The 24,190-nt window shown below is 42.8% G+C and carries 18 protein-coding genes and 1 pseudogene; 14 read left to right on the top strand and 5 right to left on the bottom strand.

Translation table 11 applies throughout. From position 1 onward, the window contains the following. Positions 1-56 precede the first annotated feature (56 nt). The 3 genes from holA to IYQ92_RS01460 all read left to right on the top strand — a co-directional run bounded on the left by holA (position 57) and on the right by IYQ92_RS01460 (position 3,014). A complete protein-coding gene (gene holA, locus IYQ92_RS01470; RefSeq protein ID WP_195674988.1) occupies positions 57-1,097 on the top strand; it encodes a DNA polymerase III subunit delta in 1,041 nt (346 codons plus the stop codon). Between the two features lie 97 nt (positions 1,098-1,194). Beyond that, positions 1,195-1,803 (top strand): superoxide dismutase SodA, encoded by a 609-nt coding sequence (gene sodA / locus IYQ92_RS01465; protein ID WP_195674987.1) that lies wholly within the window; start codon positions 1,195-1,197, stop codon positions 1,801-1,803. A gap of 146 nt (positions 1,804-1,949) precedes the next feature. Next, positions 1,950-3,014, top strand: coding sequence for a serine hydrolase (locus IYQ92_RS01460; RefSeq protein WP_195674986.1), 1,065 nt, complete (start codon positions 1,950-1,952; stop codon positions 3,012-3,014). Between the two features lie 35 nt (positions 3,015-3,049). On the opposite strand, the gene IYQ92_RS01455 is transcribed toward IYQ92_RS01460, so the two are convergent. Next, the gene (locus IYQ92_RS01455) at positions 3,050-3,484 is read right to left on the bottom strand and encodes a MarR family winged helix-turn-helix transcriptional regulator (RefSeq protein WP_195674985.1); all 435 of its coding nucleotides are present in this window, start codon (positions 3,482-3,484) and stop codon (positions 3,050-3,052) included. 109 nt (positions 3,485-3,593) lie between these two features. On the opposite strand from IYQ92_RS01455, the gene IYQ92_RS01450 reads away from it, so the two are divergent. Beyond that, entirely contained in the window at positions 3,594-4,934 is a 1,341-nt protein-coding gene (locus IYQ92_RS01450) for a dihydrolipoyl dehydrogenase family protein (RefSeq protein WP_195674984.1), read from the top strand. 31 nt (positions 4,935-4,965) lie between these two features. On the opposite strand, the gene IYQ92_RS01445 is transcribed toward IYQ92_RS01450, so the two are convergent. Continuing rightward, positions 4,966-6,201: a DUF3114 domain-containing protein gene (locus IYQ92_RS01445; RefSeq protein WP_195674983.1), complete on the bottom strand. Its 1,236-nt coding sequence runs from the start codon at positions 6,199-6,201 to the stop codon at positions 4,966-4,968. Between the two features lie 222 nt (positions 6,202-6,423). On the opposite strand from IYQ92_RS01445, the gene IYQ92_RS01440 reads away from it, so the two are divergent. The 6 genes from IYQ92_RS01440 (at position 6,424) to IYQ92_RS01415 (ending at position 14,503) form a co-directional block, all read left to right on the top strand. Beyond that, entirely contained in the window at positions 6,424-7,044 is a 621-nt protein-coding gene (locus tag IYQ92_RS01440; protein WP_195674982.1) for a hypothetical protein, read from the top strand. Beyond that, positions 6,992-7,714: a hypothetical protein gene (locus tag IYQ92_RS01435; protein WP_195674981.1), complete on the top strand. Its 723-nt coding sequence runs from the start codon at positions 6,992-6,994 to the stop codon at positions 7,712-7,714. The genes IYQ92_RS01440 and IYQ92_RS01435 overlap by 53 nt, the downstream gene beginning before the upstream one ends. Further along, positions 7,714-8,733, top strand: a complete 1,020-nt coding sequence (locus IYQ92_RS01430; protein WP_195674980.1) for an ArsR/SmtB family transcription factor — start codon at positions 7,714-7,716, stop codon at positions 8,731-8,733. Before IYQ92_RS01435 ends, IYQ92_RS01430 begins: the two co-directional genes overlap by 1 nt. Positions 8,734-9,017: 284 nt before the next feature. Then, positions 9,018-11,258, top strand: coding sequence for a 5-methyltetrahydropteroyltriglutamate--homocysteine S-methyltransferase (metE, locus tag IYQ92_RS01425; RefSeq protein ID WP_195674979.1), 2,241 nt, complete (start codon positions 9,018-9,020; stop codon positions 11,256-11,258). Positions 11,259-11,275: 17 nt separating this feature from the next. Continuing rightward, complete coding sequence (locus tag IYQ92_RS01420; protein WP_195674978.1) at positions 11,276-13,114, top strand: bifunctional homocysteine S-methyltransferase/methylenetetrahydrofolate reductase; 1,839 nt, start codon at positions 11,276-11,278, stop codon at positions 13,112-13,114. A 909-nt stretch (positions 13,115-14,023) separates the two neighbouring features. Further along, positions 14,024-14,503 (top strand): NUDIX domain-containing protein, encoded by a 480-nt coding sequence (locus tag IYQ92_RS01415; RefSeq protein WP_195675063.1) that lies wholly within the window; start codon positions 14,024-14,026, stop codon positions 14,501-14,503. A gap of 165 nt (positions 14,504-14,668) precedes the next feature. On the opposite strand, the gene queA is transcribed toward IYQ92_RS01415, so the two are convergent. Next, entirely contained in the window at positions 14,669-15,697 is a 1,029-nt protein-coding gene (gene queA / locus IYQ92_RS01410; protein WP_195674977.1) for a tRNA preQ1(34) S-adenosylmethionine ribosyltransferase-isomerase QueA, read from the bottom strand. Between the two features lie 173 nt (positions 15,698-15,870). Here queA and nagB point away from each other — a divergent pair, with 173 nt between their 5' ends. Beyond that, positions 15,871-16,572 (top strand): glucosamine-6-phosphate deaminase, encoded by a 702-nt coding sequence (gene nagB / locus IYQ92_RS01405; RefSeq protein ID WP_195674976.1) that lies wholly within the window; start codon positions 15,871-15,873, stop codon positions 16,570-16,572. Between the two features lie 130 nt (positions 16,573-16,702). Here nagB and IYQ92_RS01400 read toward each other — a convergent pair. Further along, positions 16,703-17,695 (bottom strand): annotated as a pseudogene (locus IYQ92_RS01400) (glutathione S-transferase family protein). 95 nt (positions 17,696-17,790) lie between these two features. Here IYQ92_RS01400 and IYQ92_RS01395 point away from each other — a divergent pair. Continuing rightward, positions 17,791-18,510, top strand: coding sequence for a pseudouridine synthase (locus IYQ92_RS01395; RefSeq protein ID WP_195674975.1), 720 nt, complete (start codon positions 17,791-17,793; stop codon positions 18,508-18,510). 36 nt (positions 18,511-18,546) lie between these two features. Here the strand turns inward: IYQ92_RS01395 and IYQ92_RS01390 are convergent, their stop codons facing one another. Further along, positions 18,547-21,309: a cation-translocating P-type ATPase gene (locus tag IYQ92_RS01390; RefSeq protein ID WP_195674974.1), complete on the bottom strand. Its 2,763-nt coding sequence runs from the start codon at positions 21,307-21,309 to the stop codon at positions 18,547-18,549. A gap of 114 nt (positions 21,310-21,423) precedes the next feature. On the opposite strand from IYQ92_RS01390, the gene IYQ92_RS01385 reads away from it, so the two are divergent. Then, positions 21,424-22,371, top strand: a complete 948-nt coding sequence (locus IYQ92_RS01385) for a competence protein CoiA (RefSeq protein WP_195674973.1) — start codon at positions 21,424-21,426, stop codon at positions 22,369-22,371. 10 nt (positions 22,372-22,381) lie between these two features. After that, positions 22,382-24,184 carry an oligoendopeptidase F gene (gene pepF / locus IYQ92_RS01380; RefSeq protein ID WP_195674972.1) on the top strand — a complete coding sequence of 601 codons (1,803 nt, stop codon included), beginning with the start codon at positions 22,382-22,384 and terminating at the stop codon, positions 24,182-24,184. Positions 24,185-24,190: the final 6 nt, after the last annotated feature.

Here is a 24,190-nt window from a genome sequence, read left to right as displayed (position 1 = left end):
AGGATTTTATCTGGTTCCTTAAGCAGAAAAGTGACTATTCATGTTATAATAGTCCCATGATTGCAATCGAAGAAATTGGGCGTATGAGCCCTGATAATATTGGTTTAGTGACAGTTTTGGCAGGTGAGGATTTAGGGCAGTATGCTCAGATGAAGGAGCGCTTGTTTGAAGCTGTTGCTTTTGACAAGGACGACTTGACCTATTCTTATTTTGACCTGTCAGAGGAGGATTATGCGACGGCTGAGATGGATTTGGAGAGCCTGCCCTTTCTGTCTGACTACAAAATCGTCATTTTTGATAACTTTCAAGATTTGACTACGGATAAAAAGTCTTACTTGGACGAAGCTGCCCTCAAGCGGTTTGAGGCTTATTTGGCAAATCCAGTTGATACGACGCGATTGATTGTACTTGCTCCGGGAAAATTAGATGGCAAACGTCGCCTGGTTAAATTGCTGAAAAGAGATGCAAAGGTTCTCGAAGCTAATGCCTTAAAAGAAGCGGACCTCCGCACCTATTTCCAAAAACAGGCTCACCAAGCGGGATTGATTTTTGAGTCGGGTGTTTTTGAGGAGCTTTTCATCAAGTCCAATTTTGATTTCAGCGATATTCAGAAAAATCTTGCCTTTCTAAAAGCCTATAAAAAAGATGGTCACATCACCTCAAAGGATATCAGCGAAGCTATTCCCAAGAGTCTGCAGGACAATATTTTTGACCTGACTCAGATGGTTCTCCGAGGGAAAATTGATGCTGCGCGTGATTTGGTACGTGATTTACGCTTGCAAGGTGAAGATGACGTCAAGCTCATCGCCATCATTTTAGGGCAATTTCGTATGTTTCTGCAAGTTAAAATTCTAGCCAGTCATGGGAAAAATGAGTCGCAGATTGTGGCAGATTTGTCGGATTATCTAGGTCGGAAGGTCAATCCTTATCAGGTTAAATTTGCGCTACGTGATTCTAGAACCTTATCGATAGCTTACTTGAAGACCGCCATCAAAACTTTGATTGAAACGGACTACGCCATCAAGACTGGTACTTACGAAAAGGAGTACCTATTCGACATTGCTCTCTTAAAAATCGCACATACTAAGTTAGCTTAGCTTTTATCCTTGATTAGAATCTTTGCAGACAAATTATTTGAAAGCTCTGCCATTTTTCTATAAAATAAGGGTACAAAAACGAAAAGAGGACAACATCATGGCAATTATTTTACCAGATCTACCATACGCTTACGACGCACTTGAGCCACATTTTGATACAGAAACAATGACTCTTCACCACGATAAACACCACGCAACTTACGTGGCAAATGCTAACGCAGCACTTGAAAAACATCCAGAAATCGGTGAAGATTTGGAAGCTCTTCTTGCAAATGTTGAGTCAATTCCAGCAGACATCCGCCAAGCACTTATCAACAATGGTGGTGGTCACCTCAACCACGCCCTTTTCTGGGAACTTTTGTCACCAGAAAAAACTGAAATCTCTGCAGAACTAGCAGCGGATATTGATGCAACATTCGGTTCATTCGATGCTTTCAAAGACCAATTCACAGCAGCTGCAACTGGACGTTTCGGTTCAGGTTGGGCATGGTTGGTTGTCAATGCTGAAGGCAAACTTGAAATCACTTCAACAGCTAACCAAGATACACCAATCTCAGAAGGCAAAAAACCAATTTTGGCACTTGATGTTTGGGAACACGCTTACTATCTTAACTACCGTAACGTTCGTCCTAACTACATCAATGCCTTCTTTGAAATCATCAACTGGAACAAAGTTGACGAACTTTACAAAGCTGCCAAAGCGTAAATCTTATTTAACACATTGAATCTAAAATAGGAGTTGAGACTTGTTGCTCAACTTCTTTTTTTCTAACAATTTAATAAAAACGCCTAAAAACCATTTGATTTTTCATTAAATAATGCTTATAATAAAACAGTTATGAGGAGGAGGATGTGCGAAAAGAAAAGGACTGTTTAATTTTAGGAAGTTTAGTGAGTGTTTTGCTGGCACTCTTGACGCTATTTGTTTTTTCAGTCATGTTTCAGCAATCGACAAAAAACAACAAGGTTCAAAAGACATCCGTCAAGCAGACAAGTAGTTCAAGTTCATCAAAACCAGCTACTAAAAAAGAGACTGCCACAGTCAAATCAGCAGAAGCTAAGCAGGCAGTCATGACAGCAGAAGCGACAGCTTTGAGCAATTTGGGACTCTATTATGATTATGCCAACCTATCTTTAGAAGACACCATTAAGGCTTACATGGCGGAAAATGGTATAGCTGATGACCAAGTTGCCTTCTCCTATAAGGATTTAGCCAGCGGTCAGACGGCATCTATGAACGATACCGAGTTGATGACAGCGGGCTCAACTTACAAGTTACCACTCAATATGTTGGTCGTTGATGCTGTAGCTAAAGGCAAAATATCAATGGACGAACGTTTTGACATTACGAATACTGATTACGAATATATCGGCGAACACAACAATTACGTTGCAGCCTTCGATGGAGCTATGAGCATTTCAGACATGCAAAAGTATTCACTAGTTTATTCAGAAAATACGCCAGCCTATGCCCTTTCTGAACGCATCGGAGGTATGGACAAGGCCTACACCATGTTTGGGCGTTACGGCAAATCAAAATCAAAAGAAGTTAAAACCATTCGCCAAGAGGGAAATAAAACAACAACGGACTACTATATCCAAGTTTTAGATTACCTCTGGAAGCACAAGGACAAGTATAGTGACTTGATTGGATACCTAGAAGAAGCCTTTCCACAAGATTATTACCACGCCCTCTTGCCAGATTTAGTGGTTGCTCAAAAGCCAGGTTATGTACGTGAGGCGCTGAATGTCGGAGCAATTGTTCAAGAAACAACTCCATATATCGTTGCCATCTACACCAAAGGTCTCGGTGGCGCAACAGAGTCTGATAGCGAGATCAATGGTGTTGGACTTTACGAGTTGGAGCAACTATGTTATGTTGTCAACGAATGGCACCGCGTTAACATGAACCCATAGTAAACAAAAACCAGATTGTCTCGGCAATCTGGTTTTTAGTCTTCACGTAAGGCTTGATTGATTTTTTGGAGAAATAACAGAGCTGTTCGATATTCTTCTTCTGACAAGCCACTGAGACAGGCACCACAAGAACGAACAGAGGCCTGGATGCTGTCCTTGGAAGCTTGTCCTTTTTCTGTTAATTGAATCATCAACTGGCGTTTGTCCTCTTTGGGTTTGTGTCGCACCAGCCAGCCTTGCTCTTCCATTCGGCGCAGCAAAGGCGTCAGCGTATTGGAATTCAGGGATAAAATGTAAGCCAGCTCCTTGAGGTGACGATTGTCCTCTTCCCAAAGTGCTAGCAGGACCGTGTACTGGGTGTAGGTCAGTTTGTAGTTCTCAAGCGCTTTTTGATAGAATTTATTAAATAATTTATGGGTCTCATTGACCGTGAAACAAAATTGTTCGTCTAAGGGTAATTGCTCTTTCATGTTTCTATTATACCATGTTTTTCCAAACCATTTTCTTGAATAATGGTTTGGAAGTGTTATAACAAAGTAAATCAATCGCGTACGATTAAAAAGAAGTGGAGCGACAATTATGAAACAATATGATGCGATTTTTATCGGAAGTGGTCATGCAGCCTGGCATGGCGCAACAATTTTGAAACAGGCTGGCAAGTCAGTTTTGATTATCGAAAAGGACCTTGAGGGTGGGACCTGTACTAACTATGGTTGTGATGCCAAAATTCTCTTGGACGGACCATTTGAAGTTCTTCATAAATCAAACCGTTACCAAGGTATCGGAAAAGAGGGTGATTTCACCATTAACTGGCCTCAATTGATGGCTTACAAAGATGCAGTGACTAACCCCTTCCCACAATTTTTGAACGGTATGTTCCAACGCCTCGTCTTTGACTTTATCAAAGGTCACAGTCAATTGACAGGTGAGCACACGGTCTTGGTCAACGGTGAAGAAATTTATGGTGAGAACATCATCATCGGAATTGGCGCTCGCGAGGCTCGCCTCAACATTCCTGGTCAAGAATTCTTGAAAGACAGCCGTGATTTCTTGTCTCTTCATGCTCTTCCAGACCGCTTTGTCATGATTGGCGCTGGTATCATCTCACTTGAATTTGCCTCAATGATGGCACTTCTTGGCAAAGAAGTTCATATCATTGAATTTACCAGCCAAGCGCTCGCTGCTTACCACCAAGATTATGTGGCGACAGTGGTAGCTGACTTGGAAAAACAAGGCGTGCAATTTCACTTCAACCAAGCAGTTGCCTCCGTTGAAGAAGTGGCTAAGGGTTATCTTGTTAAGACGCAAAATGGGCTTGCGCTTGAAGTTGACTATGTCCTAGACGCGACAGGACGTGTGGCAAACGTTGAAAATATCGGTCTTAAATCACTTGGTATCGAAGCGTCAGCGCGTGGTATCAAAGTTGATGACCATTTGCGGACAAAGTATCCACATATCTACGTTTCAGGGGATGTCATTGACAAAACCGTGCCTAAGTTGACACCGACGGCTATTTTTGAATCAAAATACATCGCCGGTCAAATCTTAGGAAACCAAGAAGCTATCAGCTACCCAGCTATTCCAAACCTTGTTTTCACCCTTCCACGTATTGGACAAGTCGGTGTGACAGTCAAAGAAGCAAAAGCCAATGAAAATCTCCAAATCATCCCATACAAATACGGTCAAGCTAGCCTCTTTGAAACAAAAAATGAAAAAGATGCTGAAATTACCTTCATTTTGGATGAAAATAAACACCTTGTCGGTGCTGAACTAATCAGTGATGATGCGGAAGCAATTCTCAACATGATGACCCTCATCATCAACCAAAAAATCACAGGTCAAGACCTTGGCAACATGATTTTTGCCTTCCCAGGTGTGACCCACGCCATCATCAGCCAACTTGGAGCAGTGATGCGTTAAGTTGAATAAGACAAAAGAGGGTTAATCGCGTTTAACTCTCTTTTTTGATGTTTCCGATGACGGATTGGTAATAGTCGATGAGCTTAGAAAACTGTTTAACCACAGCCTTGACCAGCTGTTTTGAGGATTTTCCTTTGCGACTAAAGATTTTATTGTGCTTGGATTTTTGTTGCTTGATTGTTGGCACCATGAAGACGCTGTCGCCGTGGAGCAGAGCTTGCAAGGCAAACTTAGGCTCGTGGGGCTCGATAGAATTGACATCTAACTGGAAGTGTCTGGCGTCGTTTTGGTTGGCATAATTGAAGCTAGCGCTATTGATGATTGCATTTCTGGAGCGATTTTCGACATCCGTCTCATTCAAGAATTGTCCTTGCTCGGATACAATAAATTCCGAGTGGAACTTAATCAGCACCTTGAAATTGCTCTGCTCAACGTTATCCGCATAAACCGCTTTGAGTTTGCCACTGCTTGTTTTTTCTGCCGCGACTTTATTGTGGTAGCGGGAGGATTCGGTCAGACTGTAGTCGTCCTTGGACAGGTGAGCCAAGTATTTGGCTAGGGCATCGCTGTCTGTCTCGCCGTCCTCACGATAGAAATGGCGGACCCACTGGGCTTGTTGGCCAGAAATAATATAGCGTAGCTGATGAACCTGGTCACTAAATGGACTTGCTAGGGTAAAATCATCATTAGGGTAAAGCGTCTGAACCAGCAGGGCTAATTGGCTCCAGAAGGGGTCGCTGGGTGTCAGGCTGTTATCGAAATGGCTGAGCAATCGTTTGGTCTGCTTGACTTGACCGTTGAGAGCTTTTGGCATCTTAATGCTGGTCATAATCAGGTGGAGTAGTTTGTCTGCCTTGTCTTGACTGAGATTTTCAGCGTTGCCGTATTCAGTCTGCCAGAGTTGGCGAAAGCTGTTACTGCCGATGATGCGGGCTTGTTTGACAGGCTTTTCAATTTGTTTTTTGAGAGATTTTGATATGTCAGAGCGGAGGTAGAGGCTGTTTAGGTAGGTCGTCTGAATCGTCGTCTGGGACCAACCTTGAGCTTGTAGCGCAGCAATATTTTTCAAAATAATGGGGCGAATCTTTAGCTTATCCTCAAAGGGGAGAGCTCGGTAGCTGGAATTTTTGGCGACCATTTTCTCAAAGAGGGGTGTCTGCTTGCGAAAACGCGTTTCAAAGGCGCGCTGTCTGCTGTCGTGCTGCCAAATCATGAAGCCCAGACTAGCTAAAATGATAAGGCTAAGTAGTCTTTTTAGGTAAATCATGTTGGTTTGTCCTTTTTGTCCTGCCTTCTATTTTAGCATAAAAGTAGTAGGGGTGTCACTTTAATGTTATTTAGCATCTGTTTTATTCATTTTAGATAATTCTTTTTAAATTAAGTATTGGCTTAATGAATATGAATGCTAAACATAATCAAGTAATTACTTAATAGAACAAAATATATTAAGCTGGTGTTTATAAAAAAACTATTAACCAATCGCCTCTACATGACAACTTTAGCTAGTGACATGCTATCAAACTTCGGGGATGTCCTTTATTATCTAGCTTTGATGAATTACGTTTTACTTTTACCTACCGCCAAGTTCGCCATTTCGTTGATTTCTGCCTCGGAGACCTTTCCGATTTTATCTGCCTTCCTCATTCTTGTTGAATTTTTAGCAGCGATAGCAGGTCAGTACGAGAATGGCTTGTACACATCCATCAGTCTACGAGTGGTCTCCAATGATGACCGTCAAGATGCTCTGGCTTTTCGCCAAGCTATTTCTTTCGACCTAGATATCGCTTTTCAAGGAGCAGGTGTCGCTCTTATCACCTTCCTGTCTTACCGAACCCACGCTTTCCTCAACTCTGGCACTTTCTTAATTTGCGGTCTCATTATTTTTTCTTTGAGGCCTTCTCTAAAAGCATTGCTGTGCCAAGAACACTATCAAACGCTGGGCACGACTTCAGTAGAGACTCGGAAATCAGAAGCATCCGGCCTGCTCAATGAATTATGGTTAGGACTTAAAGATGCCCTTAGAGAATTGATGCATATTGATGAGCTCCGTCCCTATCATGAATGGCATGTTTTCAAGTTTATCTCTTATAGTTGTTCTTTTGATTGCTGAAGATAAGCAGTTTGTCATCGTCAATTCTGCCATAACACTTGCAACCATCTCTATTGTGACAGCTATCGGTAATGTTTTAGGAAATGTTTTAAGCATGCGTTTCTTACATCATGCTCACACCATCAACTTATTACTAGCAGAATTGCTCCTTAGTATCTTATTGTTTGCTGGTTTTTATTACCATAATATCTTTTGGGTGCTAATGATTTTGGGTATTATGATTGTCTTGCTAGGTTTTATCAATCCTAAATTTGTAGCGACTATGATGAATCAAGTCCCAGAAGATAAGATTGCCACGGTCTCAAATGGTACGACTTCTTACTTTCAAGCAGGAAATATTCTCATGAAGCTTTTGCTTTCAGGCTTGATTTTGCTAGTAAAATCCTCTACAATTATTGTGCTAATGATTTTGGGTATTATGATTGTCTTGCTAGGTTTTATCAATCCTAAATTTGTAGCGACTATGATGAATCAAGTCCCAGAAGATAAGATTGCCACGGTCTCAAATGGTACGACTTCTTACTTTCAAGCAGGAAATATTCTCATGAAGCTTTTGCTTTCAGGCTTGATTTTGCTAGTAAAATCCTCTACAATTATTGTGCTAATGATTTTGTTAAGCGTCGGCTTAACTATTTATGGTTACTCTATTAAACGTAAAGAAGAATTATAATGACAACTTATTATTTTGAGGCGTATCGAGGTCAGATTTTCGAATTTCTAGCCATCAGTGCTATGGCAGTCGTGGATTATTCAGATGATTTCAAGGTTTTATTGAGCTCTGTCAATAAGGATGTGCTTTCTGATTATGAAGAAGTAGCAAAAGCTCTGGCTCCGTTAAAAGATGAACTTGCACCTTATATTCTAAAAGGACCTCATTTTAAATTTCCTTCTTACCTCTACTGGAATTTACTTAGACAAGGGCAAGACCCTAAGACTTTTGAAGAAACCTTAGCATTTTTTGAGGGAATGTCAGCAGAAAGTATTATCGAGAGTCTGCTAGAAGCAATGGAAGTAGCTGAGGACAGACGAGGTCTGCTTATTTCCCAATTACTAGAGGAATCAGACCGATTTTCAGCTCAAGAAAAGTGGTATTGTTACACTATTGCTCAACACCCTAAGGAGATGGTTAGCAAATTTGCGGTTATTTTAAAAAAGGTCAAGGCTATTTACGACCCCTACTATAAAAAATATAGTCAAGAGCTTGCTAATTTTTCAGCTCAGCTTGATTTAAACGCTCTTCGTATCAGTGAACACGAAAGTAATTTTCTAGATTATGTTGGCCAACTAGATGACGTGCATGTTATGGTTGTTAGTAAGCTCATCGGCTCCTTTGCCCTTATCACGGAAGAAAATGAAGCAAAGGGGTTATTAGTTGTCTCTACATCAACACCACATTACTTATCCAATGTTGAACAATTTAACGAAGAACGCTTTTCCGAAATCGTTAAATGTTTGAGTGATACCAACCGCTACAAAGTCCTAGTTGAATTGGTTAAATCTCACATGAAGAATAAGGACATTGCTGAAAAAATCGGTATTACCACCGCAGGCGTGTCTTTCCACACAAAAAAGTTAATCAACCAACGCCTACTAACCTTTAACGAAGAAGATAAGAATATCAAATATAACATCAACAAAACCCTCCTCCGTCAAGTCGTTGACAAATTGACTAAAGATTTTGATTTATAAATGAAAATAATCGTCAGCTCCAATTGACGATTATTTTTTAGATAGTGAAGCAACGATTTTATAAGTAGCAAAGCGAAAGAAACTACCATCACCCAAAAATACATGAACAATAGAGTAAAAAAAACTTTCAACATCATATTCCAACACAGATATAGTTTAAAACTATATCAAGAGATAATCAAATAATATACTAAAACCTATTGCAATATGGTATACAGGTATTGTAAAATTAGTTTCAAAAATATAGGTTATAGTTATTAAATATAACTAGCTTGGAGGTAATTATGGTAAAAGTGTCAAATTTGGGTTATCCGAGACTTGGTGAGAATCGTGAATGGAAGAAATTGATTGAGTCTTATTGGAATGGCGACATCAATCAAGATGATTTATTAGTCCAAATCAAAGCTTTACGAGTAGCTTTCTTAACCAAGCAAGCTGAACTTGGTGTGGACTTGATTCCGGTAGGCGATTTTTCGCTGTATGATCATATCTTGGACTTGTCTTTCCAATTCAATATTATTCCTGAGCGTTTCGCCAAAGAAAATTTTGATTTGGACCTCTACTTTGCTCTTGCGCGTGGCAATAAAGACAATGTAGCGTCAGCTATGAAAAAATGGTTCAATACCAACTACCATTACCTTTTGCCAGAATGGTCTGAGCAAAAACCGACTTTAACAAACAATCGTCTTTTAGAGCTTTACCTAGAGGCGCGAGACTTAGTCGGTGATAAAGCGAAACCTGTCATCACAGGTCCCATTACCTATGTTGCTTTGTCTTCGGGCGTAGAGGACTACACGGCAGCCATTTTGAGTCTCCTTCCTCTCTACAAACAGATTTTTCAAGAGCTTGTTGCTGCGGGTGCGACCTATATTCAGGTTGATGAACCGATTTTTGTAACCGATGAAGGGCACAATTTTCTAAATGCCGCTAAGAATGTCTATGCTTATTTTGCTAAGGAGGTTCCTGAAGCCAAGTTGATTTTCCAGACTTACTTTGAAGCATTAGTGGATGCTGAGACTTTGTCAAGCTTACCAGTTGCGGCTTTTGGTCTTGATTTTGTCCATGGTTTAGAGGAAAATGTGGCTGCGCTAGAAGCTGGCTATTTCAAGGACAAGGTCATTTTTGCAGGTCTTATCAATGGTCGAAACGTCTGGGGAACTGATTTAGCCCAAGCACAAACCTTACTTGGCAAAATTCAAGATCAAGTCAAAGAAGTCATTATCCAGCCATCATGCTCACTTTTGCATGTGCCAGTAACTACCAAAAATGAAACTGGCTTAGACCCAGTTTTGAAAGATGGCTTAGCCTTTGCCGATGAAAAATTGCAGGAGTTACGTCTTTTAGCTGACCAAGTGGGACAGGCAGAGCATAGCCCAGCATTTGCTCAGAAGCTTCTAGCCTATGAAGCCTTGCAGGCAGCTGATTTCCGTCATGTGGCTTTAGAAGATTTGGAAACTGTTGCTAAGGAGCGCCAGCTTCCATTTAAAGAACGTTATGCCCTTCAACAAGAAAAGCTCAACTTACCGATCTTGCCAACGACAACCATTGGTTCCTTCCCTCAATCTGCTGAGGTGAGAAGGACGCGTCTGGCTTGGAAGCGTCAGCAAATTTCTGACCAAGATTATGAAGACTTTATCAAATCAGAAATTGCGCGTTGGATTAAGATTCAGGAAGACTTGGACATTGATGTTTTGGTACACGGAGAATTTGAGCGCGTGGACATGGTAGAATTCTTCGGTCAAAAATTAGCTGGTTTTGCAACAACAGCAGGTGGTTGGGTGCAATCTTATGGCTCTCGTGCTGTTAAACCTCCGATTATCTATGGGGATGTGCAACATATTCAGCCCTTGACGGTTAAAGAAACTGTTTATGCACAAAGTTTGACTAAGCGACCTGTCAAAGGGATGTTGACTGGACCAATTACCATTACCAATTGGTCATTTGAACGGACAGATATTTCACGTCAGGAGCTTTTTAATCAGATTGCACTTGCCATTAAGGATGAAATCAAACTCTTGGAAGATGCAGGTATTCCGATTATTCAGGTGGATGAAGCAGCGCTTCGTGAAGGCTTGCCCCTTCGTAAAACGAAACAAAAAGCTTACTTGGATGACTCGGTTGCAGCATTCCGATTAGCAACTTCATCTGTTAAGGATAGCACTCAAATTCATACGCATATGTGCTATTCTAATTTCGCTGAAATCATTGATTCCATTCGTGACTTGGATGCTGATGTTATCTCTATTGAAACTAGTCGTAGTCATGGTGATATCATTGAAGCCTTTGAAACTGCAACTTATCCGCTAGGAATTGGTCTTGGAGTTTATGATATCCACTCACCACGTGTTCCGACTTTGGAGGAAGTTGTGGCAAATATTGAACGCCCATTACAGCAATTATCAGTGCAACAATTTTGGGTCAATCCAGATTGTGGCCTTAAAACAAGACGTGAGCCTGAAACAATCGCTGCTTTAAAAGTCTTGGTCGCAGCCACCAAGCAAGTCCGTCAAAAATTTAATAACTAAGCTAGAAAGGAAGAACTATGGCCCAACTATTAGAACGTTTAAAAACTGATATTCTCCTAGCAGATGGTGCTATGGGAACCCTTCTCTATAGTAATGGCTTAGACAATTGTTATGAAGCCTATAATTTAACAAATCCGCAAGATATTAAAGCCATTCACAAGGCTTACATTGATGCAGGGTCTGATATTATTCAAACCAACACCTATGGTGCCAAGCGTCATAAGTTGAAAGGCTATGGCTATGACAGCCAGGTCAAGGAAATCAATGTGGCTGGCGCTCGCTTAGCAAGAGAGGTGGCAGGCGAGGAGACTTTTGTACTGGGTACCATTGGTGCTTCCCGTGGCGTTCGTCAATGTGACCTTTCCTTAGAAGAAATCGTTGAAGAAACACTAGAACAAGCGACTTATCTCTTAGACACAGGACTGATTGATGGTATTCTTTTAGAGACTTATTATGATGTTGAGGAGTTGGAAGCGGTCTTAACTGCCTTGCGTCCTCTGACAGAGCTTCCAATCATCGCCAATGTTTCTCTCCAAGAAGTAGGCGTTACAGCGTCTGGACAATCAGTCGTAGAAGTCTTTAGCCACTTAGTCATGTTAGGTGCTGATTTGGTTGGTCTCAATTGTCATCTTGGCCCTTACCATATGATTCAATCCTTCAAGCAAGTACCGCTCTTTGCTCAGGCCTACCTAGCGGTTTATCCTAATGCCAGTCTTTTATCATTAGATACAGGAGGAAACAGCGCCTACCAATTTTCTTCCAATGCGGAGTATTTTGGAAAATCGGCGGTGCTTTTAGCCAAAGAAGGGGTGCGTCTGATTGGTGGTTGTTGTGGGACGACCCCAGCTCATATCAGAGCAGCAAGACGTGCCCTGAATGGCATGAAACCTATCAGTAAAAAACATGTCACTCCACTTGTGGCAGAAGCGGAGCTATTTCCCCAACCAATCGGTAATGAAAATTTAGTTGATAAAGTAAAGCGAGAGATAACCGTTATTGCTGAGTTAGACCCTCCTAAGACCTTGGACATTACCAAGTTCAAAGAGGGGATAAGAGCACTAGATGCTAGCACTATCTCAGCTATTACGCTAGCCGATAATTCTCTAGCAAGAACTAGGATTTGTAATCTAAGCATGGCAGCTTTGATGAAAGAAGAATGTCAGACTCCGTTTTTATTACATATGACTTGTCGTGATCATAATATGATTGGTCTACAATCGCGTCTTTTAGGAATGGATTTATTGGGGATTGATCATGTCTTAGCTGTGACAGGTGATCCATCAAAATTGGGGGATTTTCCAGGTGCGACAAGTGTTTATGACGTGACCAGTTTTAAACTGATTGAGCTTATAAAAGGGCTCAATAAGGGACAAAGTTACAGCGGAGCGAGCTTAAAGAAGGCGACCAATTTCACCGTTGCGGCAGCCTTTAACCCTAATATCAAAAACTTGGACCGCTCTAGTCGCTTGATTGATAAGAAAATCGCTTCAGGGACAGATTGCTTTATAACGCAACCGATTTTCAAGGAAGAAGTTATTGAAGAGTTAGCCGCAGTAACTGCTAATTACGACCAGCCATTTTTCATTGGCATTATGCCTATCACAAGTTATAATAATGCGGTCTTTTTACATAATGAAGTGAGAGGAATTGATTTATCAACTGGTTTCTTGAAATCTCTAGAAGCTGTCAAGGATGACAAGGAAGCCTGTCAGCAACTCGCTCTAGCAGAAAGCAAGCGCCTGATTGACCGTGCTCTCAAGTATTTCAATGGCATATACCTCATCACACCATTTACAAGATATGACCTCATCTTGGAGTTAAATGATTACATCAACCAAGTTAAGGAAAACCGATAAAACCTGACCAATAACCAAAATCAATCAAAGTAGTAACGTAAAAGTGACTAACTACTTTGATTGATTTTTTCTGTGTTGGATTGATAGTGATAAAAGTCTATAGTGAAGTTAGCTAACATCATTAAAAATACAGGGGTATCGGAGTGATTTTAGCCAACATTACTAAAAAACTATGCGTATCGTAGTGAAGTCAGTCAACATCATCAAAAATTCATGAACACCAGAGTGATGCAAACCAACATGATAAAAATTTTACGAACGCCGGTGCAAAACATTTAACATGACGAAAATGATACGAATTCCGAGCTGAAGCAAGTTAGCATGACAAAAAATTCATAAGCAATAGAGTAAATCCATCTGAAATTGAAACCACACCATGTCATTCAAAGTGAATCTGATTGGATTTAGAAAAATACCGTAGTCACAGGAGTGAATCTGACTAGATTTAGAAGAATACTGTAGTCTTAGGAGTGAATCCGACAGAATTTAAGAAAATACTGTAGTCTTAGGAGTGAACCCGATAGGATTTAAGAAAATACTGTAGTCTTAGGAGTGAATCCGACAGAATTTAAGAAAATACTGTAGTCACAGGAATGAATCTGACTGAATTTAGAAAAATACTGTAGTCACAAGAACGAATCTGACTGAATTTAGAAAAATACTGTAGTCTTAGGAGTGAATCTGATTGGATTCAGAAAAATACTGTAGTTTCAGGAGTGAATCTGACTGTATATAGAAAAATACCATGTTATCGCGAGTAAATCTATGACATAGTAGAGAGCGACAAAACAAAGACGCTTTTACTACAGATATGAATTTTGAATAGCTTATCTGTCTAAATAAAAAGGAGAAAACACAATGAATGAATTATCTTTATCTTTCCAAGATACCGAGTGACCTAATAAGGGCATCACTCATGACCGTTTGATTGCTAGAGCGATTGTTTTTGATGATGAGGGGCATTTCTATTTTGTTCGGGTGGAGCGGGACGATGATTTTGGCAGGGCTACTTTGATTGAAACGGCAGGTGGTGGCGTGGAGAGTGGTGAGGATTTGGAAGCTGCTGTCCATCGTGAGTTGAAAGAGGAGTTGGGTGTTCAAGTTGCGATTATCAAGAAGCTTGGGCTGGTTAGTGATTATTACAATTTGGTTCACAGGCACAATCTCAACCACTATTTTCTCTGTCGGATTGTGGGGCAGGGAGATAAATCGCTGACGCAGGTGGAAGAAGAGGACTTTCACTTATCCACCTTGAAACTAAGTTATGAAGAGGCAGTGGCGGAATATGGAAACTCTTCGCAGACGAAACTCGGCAAGCTAATTGCCAACCGAGAATTACCTGTATTAAATGAAGCCAAGAGATTCTTAGATACCTTGCTCATTGATTGATTTAACAAAAGATTTCTAAAAGACGCAACCATTTCTGTCGGGCAAAGGCAGTGACTGGTTGCGTCATTTTGTAAGTATCGAAAAGTTTAGCAATGTTTCCTGATTAAAAACTGATAATGAAAAAAACAAGCTCATCAACAATCTGTGAACCTGCTTTTAACGATTTTATTTAACAAACATGGCATCGCCAAAGCTAAAGAAGCGGTATTTTTCATCAACAGCGTGTTTGTAGGCGTCGAGAACAAACTCGCGTCCTGCAAAGGCTGAAACCAACATAACTAAGGTTGATTTTGGCAAGTGGAAATTGGTTGAAAAGGCGTCGACAACCTTGAACTCATAGCCTGGTTTGATGAAAATATTTGTCCAACCTGAGTCAGCTTGAATCTTGCCGTCAAATTTTGAGCCGATAGTTTCAAGGGTACGGATAGAAGTAGTTCCGACAGCGACAACGCGCCCCCCAGCAGCTTTGACTTCATTTAGAGTTTTAGCAGCCTCTTCAGACAAACTGTAAAATTCAGAGTGCATTTCATGTTCGTCAACGTTATCAACTGAGACAGGACGGAAAGTTCCAAGTCCAACGTGGAGGGTGAGGTAAACTAATTTAACACCCTTTGCTTCGATTTTCGCAAGAAGCTCATTTGTAAAGTGGAGCCCTGCAGTCGGAGCAGCGGCGGAGCCATTTTCCTTAGCATAAACAGTCTGATAACGGTCACGGTCTTCCAATTTTTCGTGTATGTAAGGTGGGAGGGGCATTTCGCCAAGGCTTTCGAGGACCTCAAGGAAGATGCCGTCGTAGCTAAACTCGACGATACGACCGCCGTGGTCAAGCTCTTTGATGACAGTTGCGACCAGGCGACCGTCCCCAAAGGAAACTTTGGCACCGACACGGAGGCGTTTAGCAGGCTTAGCCAAAACTTCCCATTGGTCGCCCTCCGTATTTTTGAGCAGAAGTAGCTCCACATGACCGTGCGTCTCAGGTTTTTCACCGTAAAGACGGGCAGGCAGCACGCGCGTGTTATTCATGACCAGAGCGTCGCCAGGATTGAGCTCGTCCAAGATGTGGTCGAAGTGCGTATCTACCATAGAATGGCTAGCGCGGTCAATGACCAAAAGTTTTGAGCTGTCGCGCTTCTCAAGCGGTGTCTGAGCAATCAGCTCCTCAGGCAAATCAAAATCAAAATCGTTAGTATTCATATCTTCTCCTTATTCAAAAACTTTAGCCTATCTATTATAACACGATAGCAAGGAAATACCCTAGATAATCTTCGGAATCTCCCACTTGGAATCCTTTTCAGAAATCTCTTGACAGGAATTGGTATATACCATATAATAAAATTAAGAAAAAAATAGACCGAAAGGAGCTCCTCATGAACATTATCACCGTTAAAAATCAAGAAGAAGGCGGCAAAATTGCCTTCGATTTGCTCAAAGACAAATTAACAGCTGGTGCTAAGACGCTAGGTTTGGCAACGGGCAGCAGCCCCATCACTTTTTACAATGATATAATCGCAAGTGACCTCGATTTTTCACAAGTGACCACCATCAATCTTGATGAGTATGTCGGTTTGCCAGCTGAGAATGACCAAAGCTACGCTTATTTTATGAATGAGCATTTGTTTAAGTCGAAAGCCTTCAAAGCCAATTATCTCCCAAATGGTTTGGCAAGTGATTTGGATGCCGAAGTGGCTCGTTATGATGCCTTGATTGCTGAACATCCCATTGATTTTCAGGTTCTAGGAATTGGTCGCAACGGTCATATCGGTTTCAACGAACCAGGAACGCCTTTCACCCAAAAAACTCATTTGGTAGATTTAACTCCAAGCACCATTGAAGCCAATAGTCGCTTTTTTGATACCATCGACGATGTTCCTAAACAAGCTATTTCCATGGGAATTGCTTCTATTATGTCAGCCAAGACCATCGTCCTCATGGCATACGGCGCAGAAAAAGCAGATGCCATCTACGGCATGGTCAAAGGACCAGTAACCGAAAACATGCCAGCCTCCATTCTCCAAACCCACGATGATGTCGTGGTCATTGTTGATGAAGCAGCTGCTGCAAAATTGTAAGTCATTTCATAAGAATGCAGGTTTGAGCAATCAGACCTGTTTTTAAATGCCGTAGAAATCAAAAATGACATGATGAGTTCAATCCAGAGAAATAGCGAACGAAGTGAGCTTCTACTCTAATATTTTCACCTTAAGAAAATATCAAAAAGGGGCTGGGCAAAAAGTCTAATGAAGTCCACTCCAATACAGGTCCCAAAGGAATAACGCCCGTTGGGTTAATGGTTTTATGGCTACCATAGTAGTGGGTCTTGATATGGTCGAAGTTCACCGTGTCAGCAATTCCTGGCATATTGTAGATGCGTTTGGTGTAGTTCCAGAAGTTTGGATAATCGACCAAGCGTTTGAGATTGCATTTGAAATGACCATGGTAAACGGCATCGAAGCGCACGAGTGTAGTGAAGAGGCGAATATCAGCTTCAGTGAAACGATTGCCAACTAGATAATCTGCTTGATTCAAATCAGCTTCAAGTTTATCCAGCGCAGCAAAGAGGGCTTTGACCTCTTTTTCATAAACGTCTTGCGAAGTAGCAAAACCTGCCTTGTAAACACCATTGTTGATGTTAGGGTAGACAAAGTCGTTCATAGCGTCAATCTCAGCCTGAAGCTCCTAGGGATAGTAGTCGTCGGTGTTGCCAGTCAGGTCGTTGAAGGAAGTGTTGAGCATGCGCATGATTTCAGCCGACTCGTTGTTGACGATGGTGTGAGTTTTCTTGTCCCAGAGCACTGGCACGGTGACCCGACCAGTGTAATCAGCTTGCGCTGCCTTGTAAACCTCGTAGAGGAAGCGACTGTGATTGATGTCATCAGCCACGACACCGTCCGTCTCTTAAAATGTCCATCCGTTTTCGAGCATGTAAGGGTTGACGATGGAAATTGAGATATGGTCTTCAAGACCTTTGAGCTTACGCATGATGAGGGTACGACAAGCCCAAGGACAAGCCAGCGAAATATAGAGGTGATAGCGACCAGATTCTGCCTTGAAGCCAGCTTTTCCAGTCGGACCAGCGGAACTATCTGCCGTCACCCAGTTACGAAATTGTGCGGTGGTGCGAACGAAGTTGCCGCCCGTTGATTTGGTGTCATACCACTGGTCAACCCAGTTACCGTCTACTAAAAGTCCCATGATGTCTCCTTTTGATGTTTAAATGTTACTAACTAGTATTATATGGCACTGAAAATCAAATGCAAGTTTTTGATTTCTTGTGTTAAACTAGTCTTATGCGTTTAGATAAATTATTAGGACAAGCGGGTTTTGGTTCCCGCAATCAGGTTAAGAAATTGATTCGTTCCCAGCAGGTGCGGGTGGATGGTGAATTAGCTCTCAGGGACAATCTCAATGTTGACCCTAGCCTGCAAGACATTCGAGTTTCTGGGAAGCTGCTTGCTCATTCGACCGACGTGTATTTTATGCTTCACAAGCCAGCAGGTGTGGTGTCGGCAGTTTCAGATAGCCAGCACCAGACCGTCATCGATTTGATAAGGGGAAAAGACCGTGTTGACGGACTCTATCCTATCGGTCGTCTGGACCGCGATACGGAAGGGCTCTTGCTGATTACTAATAACGGACCGTTGGGATTTCGCATGCTCCACCCCAAGCACCATGTGGACAAGACTTATTATGTGGAGGTCAATGGCGCACTTGATAGCGACGCGCCAGCTTTTTTTGGTAATGGCATAGCTTTCTTAGATGGCACTGTCTGCAAGCCAGCTAAGCTTGAGGTCATCTCATCGAGTGATACACAGAGCTACGCCCATATCACCATCAGCGAAGGTAAGTTTCATCAGGTCAAGAAAATGTTTTTAGCCTACGGCGTCAAGGTGACCTATCTAAGACGAGAAAGTTTTGGTGATTTTGTTTTGGACGCCAATCTACCAATAGGCGCTTATCGAGAACTGACAGCAGATGAAAAAAACATTTTGAAGCAGTATTTAGATTAAAAACAGTCTGGAAAGTAAGATTCCAGACTGCTCTTTTTATTTCATCAATTTTTTCCGGAGTTCATCTAAACCAATCATGACAAATGGACAGAGGATGAGGTAAATCCAGTGCCACAAGCCAAGGGCTGCGGTATTGAAGAGTCCGTGGAAGATAGGGAGATAGACGAGGGCTAAGAAGATAATCAACTCGGTGATGAGACCGATATTGATGAGACGGTTGCCGAAAATCTTGAATTGGCGGATAGAATGGTCGCCAGCACGGCTATTCATGACCATACCGATTTGGCAGAAGACGATGGCGCCTAGTGTCATCGTGGTCGCTTCGCGATAAAGGCTACCACTAGCAATTAGGTGACTAAGATTACCTTGATTTATCCAGTAAGTGAGGAAGAAGGCACCCATGGCCAAAATGGATTCAATGATACCATACCAAAGAAAGGCTTTCATCAATAATCCCTTGTTTAGTAGGCGGTCGGTGAGCTTGCGTGGTGGGTGATTCATGACACCTGGTGCAGGTGGTTCAACCCCTAAACCAAGGGCGGGAATCATATCAGTCCCCAGATCAACAGCAAGAATTTGCATGACGGTTAGTGGTAGTGGCACCCAACCTTTAGAGAAGAGGAAGAAGGCTGAAGGCACTGCTTCAGGTGTATTAGAATTAAAAATGTAGGTCAAGAATTTCTTGATGTTTTGATAAACAGCTCGGCCTTCTTCAATGGCATGTACGATTGACGTGAAATTATCGTCTGTCAAAATCATATCAGCAGATTCCTTGGCAACATCGGTACCAGTGATACCCATTGCCACACCGATGTCGGCTTTCTTGAGGGCAGGTGCATCATTGACCCCGTCACCAGTCACGGCAACAACTTCGCCAAGTTCTTGGAGGGCAGTCACGACACGGTATTTTTGTTCAGGAGCCACGCGGGCAAAGACGACTTCGCCTTTGAGGGCTTCTTTAAGTTGAGTATCTGAAAGACTTTCGAGTTCCAAACCGCTGATAACACGGGCATCATCACCACGGACGATACCGATTTTCTTGGCAATGCTGAGGGCGGTTAGACCGTAGTCCCCAGTCACCATGATGATACGAATGCTAGCTTGGTGGCATTTTTCAACGGCTTCGCGAACACCTTGACGAGGAGGGTCACTCATGGCAACGAGACCAAGGAAAATCATTTGATTTTCGAGAACTTCTTGTGTCCATTGGTCAGATTCTTCTTGGACAGTACGGTAGGCAATAGCTAGCACGCGCAAGCCATCTTGAGCAAACTGGTCATTGGCAGCCAAGATTTGATTGAAGACCTGGTCGTTCATGCCATGGATGCCATTTTGGTCTTTGTAAAATCGGCAGAGCTCAGCAATTTCTTTAGGAGCGCCTTTGGTGATGGAGATATAGTTGCTCTTATCGACTGGCGTTTCCAATGAATGCACAGTGGTCATGCGTTTGCGGACAGAGTCAAATGGTAACTCCTTGAGACGCGGTGCCCAGGCATGGTTCTTGTCCAGAGAGAGTCCAGCTTTTTCAGCCAAAACATTGAGGCAGGCTTCGGTCGGGTCACCAAGGACGGTGTAATTTGGGTGATCACCATCTGGTGGGAGGACTTGTGCGTTGCTGCAGAGGTGAGCGAAGCGGACTAGGTGTTCAAGGGATTCATTGTCAGCCAGGGAGACCTTTTTGCCATCTGATTTGCGGATATCGCCTTCGTTACTGTAACCGAGCCCTGACACATTATAGCTGTCAGAGACTTGCCAGAGGTGGTTGACGGTCATAGCGTTTTGAGTAAGGGTTCCGGTTTTATCAGAGCAGATGACAGAAGTGGCACCGAGGGTTTCAACGGATGAAAGTTTTTTCACTAGAGCATTTTCTTTTGCCATGCGTTGCACCGCCATTGCCAAAGAAAGGGTAACTGTAGGAAGCAGTCCTTCAGGGATGAAGGCCACAATCATACCGAGGGCGAAAATAAAGGCTTGCGCTACGGATTCTTTAACGATGAAGGTCGCAGCTAGGAAGAAAAAAATCCCCACCGTGATAGCAATGGCTGAAATTTGCTTGGTCAAGTGGTCAAGTTCTTTTTGAAGAGGACTCTTTTCATCAGCCATAGACTGTGTCAAACTAGCAATTTGTCCAAACTGGGTGGTCATACCGATAGCTGAAACAACGATTTTAGCGCTACCACTGGAAACGCTGGTTCCAGCAAAGACCATGTTGTCGTATTCTAGGCTGGTTTTATTGGTGTCGGTGTCTGCTTGATTATTTTTGTAGACGGGATTGGATTCGCCGGTGAGGGCGGATTGGTTGACTTGGAAGTCAGTCGCAAAAACGATGCGACCGTCAGCAGAAATCTTATCCCCTTCTTCGATGAGGACTACATCCCCTGGTACTAAGTCCTGCGCTAGCACTTTTTCTTCCTGACCATCACGAATGACACGGGCATAGGAAGGCAACATCTTCTTCAAGGCTTCAGTGGCTTGGCTGGCTCGATATTCTTGGATGAAGGAGAAGACGCCATTGACGATATTGACGAACCAAATGGCAATCCCCAGAGCCAAACTCTGGGACAGCATGGCAACAGCCCCCCCAACCCAGAGCAGAATCGCCATTAGGCTGGTGAAATTACGGATGAAAACCAGAGCGACAGGCTCTTTTTTGGTTTCCCGCAGGATATTGACGCCGTATTGATTTTGGCGCTCCTTAACTTGTTCCTTGGTCAACCCAGAAACTTGCGAATTGGCGGCAGCATAAACGTCGTCGGGTTCGTAGGTTTCGAGGTCAAATTTTTGTAGATTTGTAGCCATAAAAGACTTACCTCGATTCTAAACGCTTACATTTTATGTCTATATTATACACCTTTTTTCAGAAAGCGGATGAAAAAAGCTAAGTTTTACGAATATGATAGTAGGAGGAAGCCTATGTTATCAGCCTTAGACCAAGATGGAAAACTGTATAATCTTTTGGAAAAATTGCCCAGCAGAGGAGTTTATTTCTGCCCTGGCTGTCAGACAGCGGTCAGGTTAAAAGCAGGAAAAATCATGCGCCCCCACTTTGCACACGTTAACTTGGAAAGTTGCGATTTTTACAATGAAAACGAGTCAGCAGAGCATTTGAATTTGAAAGCAGGTCTATTTACCAGCCTAGCTAGTACAGAGCAAGTTGTGGTTGAACAAGTCTTACCCGACCTCAATCAGATTGCAGACCTTATGGTCAATAGCAAACTAGCCTTGGAAGTCCAGTGCAGTCGCCTGTCAGAAGAGCGTCTGAGAGAACGGACGCATACCTACCACCAAGCAGGCTATCAAGTGCGTTGGTTATTGGGGAAGAAACTCTGGTTAGCTGGGCGTTTAACCAGTCTTCACAAGCAGTTTCTTTACTTTTCCAGAAACATGGGTTTTCATTTGTGGGAATTGGATGCGGAGCATGGGCTCTTGCGGATCAAATATCTGATTTATGAGGATTTGCGGGGGCAGGTTCATTATTTGGAGGAGACTTGTTCGTTTGATGGGGATATATATGCTTTTCTGCGCAAGCCTTATCAAGCCCAATCTTTAAAATCCTATCAAGTGGCCTCCGATAAAGGGATTGTGACCTACATTCAGAAGCAGTTGGCTTATGGCAATGCTTACTGGCTAGCGCGACAGGAGGAGGCTTATTTGTCAGGGGACAATTTGCTGGCGCAGGCAGTTGATGATTTTTACCCGCAGGTTAGACCGCCTGCGAGCAAGGACGGCTTTTGCCAAATTCAGCAAGACCTATCTGCTTTTGGCGCAGCTTATTTTTCCTACTACCAAAAACAAAAGGATAAAAGTCGGCAAATCCTCTATCCGCCTGCCTTTTATGATAGAATAGAAGAAAAAACTTAAGGAGTTAAGAATGTCAGATAATCGTGCACATATCGATGAAAAATACCAATGGGATTTAACAACGGTCTTTGCGACCGATGAGCTTTGGGAGGCTGAAATGGTGGAACTGTCTGCTGAATTGGAAAGAGCCAAGGCTTTTGCGGGTCACCTTTTGGACTCAAGCCAGTCGCTCTTAGAAATCACCGAGGCAGAGTTAGAGCTGTCCCGCCGTTTGGAGAAGACCTATGTCTACGCGTCAATGAAGAACGACCAAGACACGACGGTAGCCAAATACCAAGAGTTCCAAGCTAAGGCAACTGCCCTTTACGCCAAGTTCAGCGAGACTTTCTCTTTCTACGAGCCAGAATTCATGGCTCTTTCAGACGACACCTACAAGGCTTTTGTCGCAGAGGCACCCGAACTTTCAAAATACGCTCATTTCTTCGAGAAGATTTTTGCTCATAAGGCGTATGTGCTGTCGCAGGCAGAAGAAGAACTCCTAGCTGGCGCTAGCGAAATTTTCGGCGCAGCCGCAGAGACTTTTGAAATCTTAGATAATGCAGACATCGTCTTTCCAGTGGTTAAAAACGAAGTGGGTGAAGAGGTGGTCTTGACCCACGGCAACTTCATCTCACTCATGGAATCAAAAAATCGTGACGTCCGCAAATCTGCCTACGAAGCCATGTACAGCGTCTATGAGCAGTACCAACACACCTACGCTAAAACCCTTCAAACCAATGTCAAAGGGCATAATTTCGATGCCCGTGTTCATAAATTTAGCTCTGCGCGTGAATCAGCTTTGTCTGCTAACTTCATTCCAGAATCCGTTTATGAAACTTTGGTTGATGCAGTCAATAAACATTTGCCACTCTTACAACGCTACATGAAACTTCGTCAAGAGGTGCTGGGGCTTGATGACTTGAAGATGTACGATGTTTACACGCCTCTGTCAGAGACGGATATGAGTTTCACTTACGACCAAGCGCTTGAAAAAGCTGAAAAGGTCTTGTCTGTCTTTGGGAAAGATTATTCAGACCGCGTGCACCGTGCTTTCACCGAACGTTGGATTGATGTTCAGGTCAATAAGGGCAAACGTTCAGGTGCTTATTCTGGTGGTTCTTACGACACCAACGCCTTCATGCTTCTCAACTGGCAGGATACCTTAGACAATCTCTTCACCTTGGTTCACGAAACAGGGCACAGCCTGCATTCAACCTTTACCCGTGAAAATCAACCTTATGTTTATGGTGATTATTCGATTTTTCTAGCGGAAATTGCCTCAACGACTAATGAAAATATCTTGACCGAAACGCTTTTGAAGGAAGTTGAGGACGACAAGGACCGCTTTGCTATTCTCAATCACTACTTGGATGGCTTCAAGGGCACCATTTTCCGTCAAACACAGTTTGCTGAGTTTGAGCACGCTATCCACAAGGCTGACCAAGACGGTGTCGTTTTGACCAGCGAGTATCTCAACAATCTCTACGCAGACCTCAATGAGAAGTACTATGGACTTGCTAAAGAGGATAACCATTTCATTAAATACGAATGGGCACGCATTCCGCATTTCTACTACAATTACTACGTCTTCCAGTACGCCACAGGCTTTGCTGCGGCCAGCTATTTAGCGGAGCGCATTGTCCACGGCAGCCCAGAAGACAAGGAAGCTTACCTCAACTATCTCAAGGCGGGGAATTCTGATTATCCGCTCAATGTTATCGCCAAGGCTGGGGTTGACATGACTAGCAGCGACTACCTCGATGCTGCCTTCAAGGTCTTTGAAGAACGCTTGACGGAGCTGGAAGACTTGGTTGCTAGAGGGGTTCATTTGTAGGGAAAG

The sequence above is a fragment of the Streptococcus sp. HF-1907 genome (assembly GCF_015594605.1).
Classification (GTDB): Bacteria; Bacillota; Bacilli; order Lactobacillales; family Streptococcaceae; genus Streptococcus.
The sequence above is the reverse complement of the archived record's forward strand: the minus strand, read 5'-3'. Positions and strand labels throughout refer to the sequence as shown.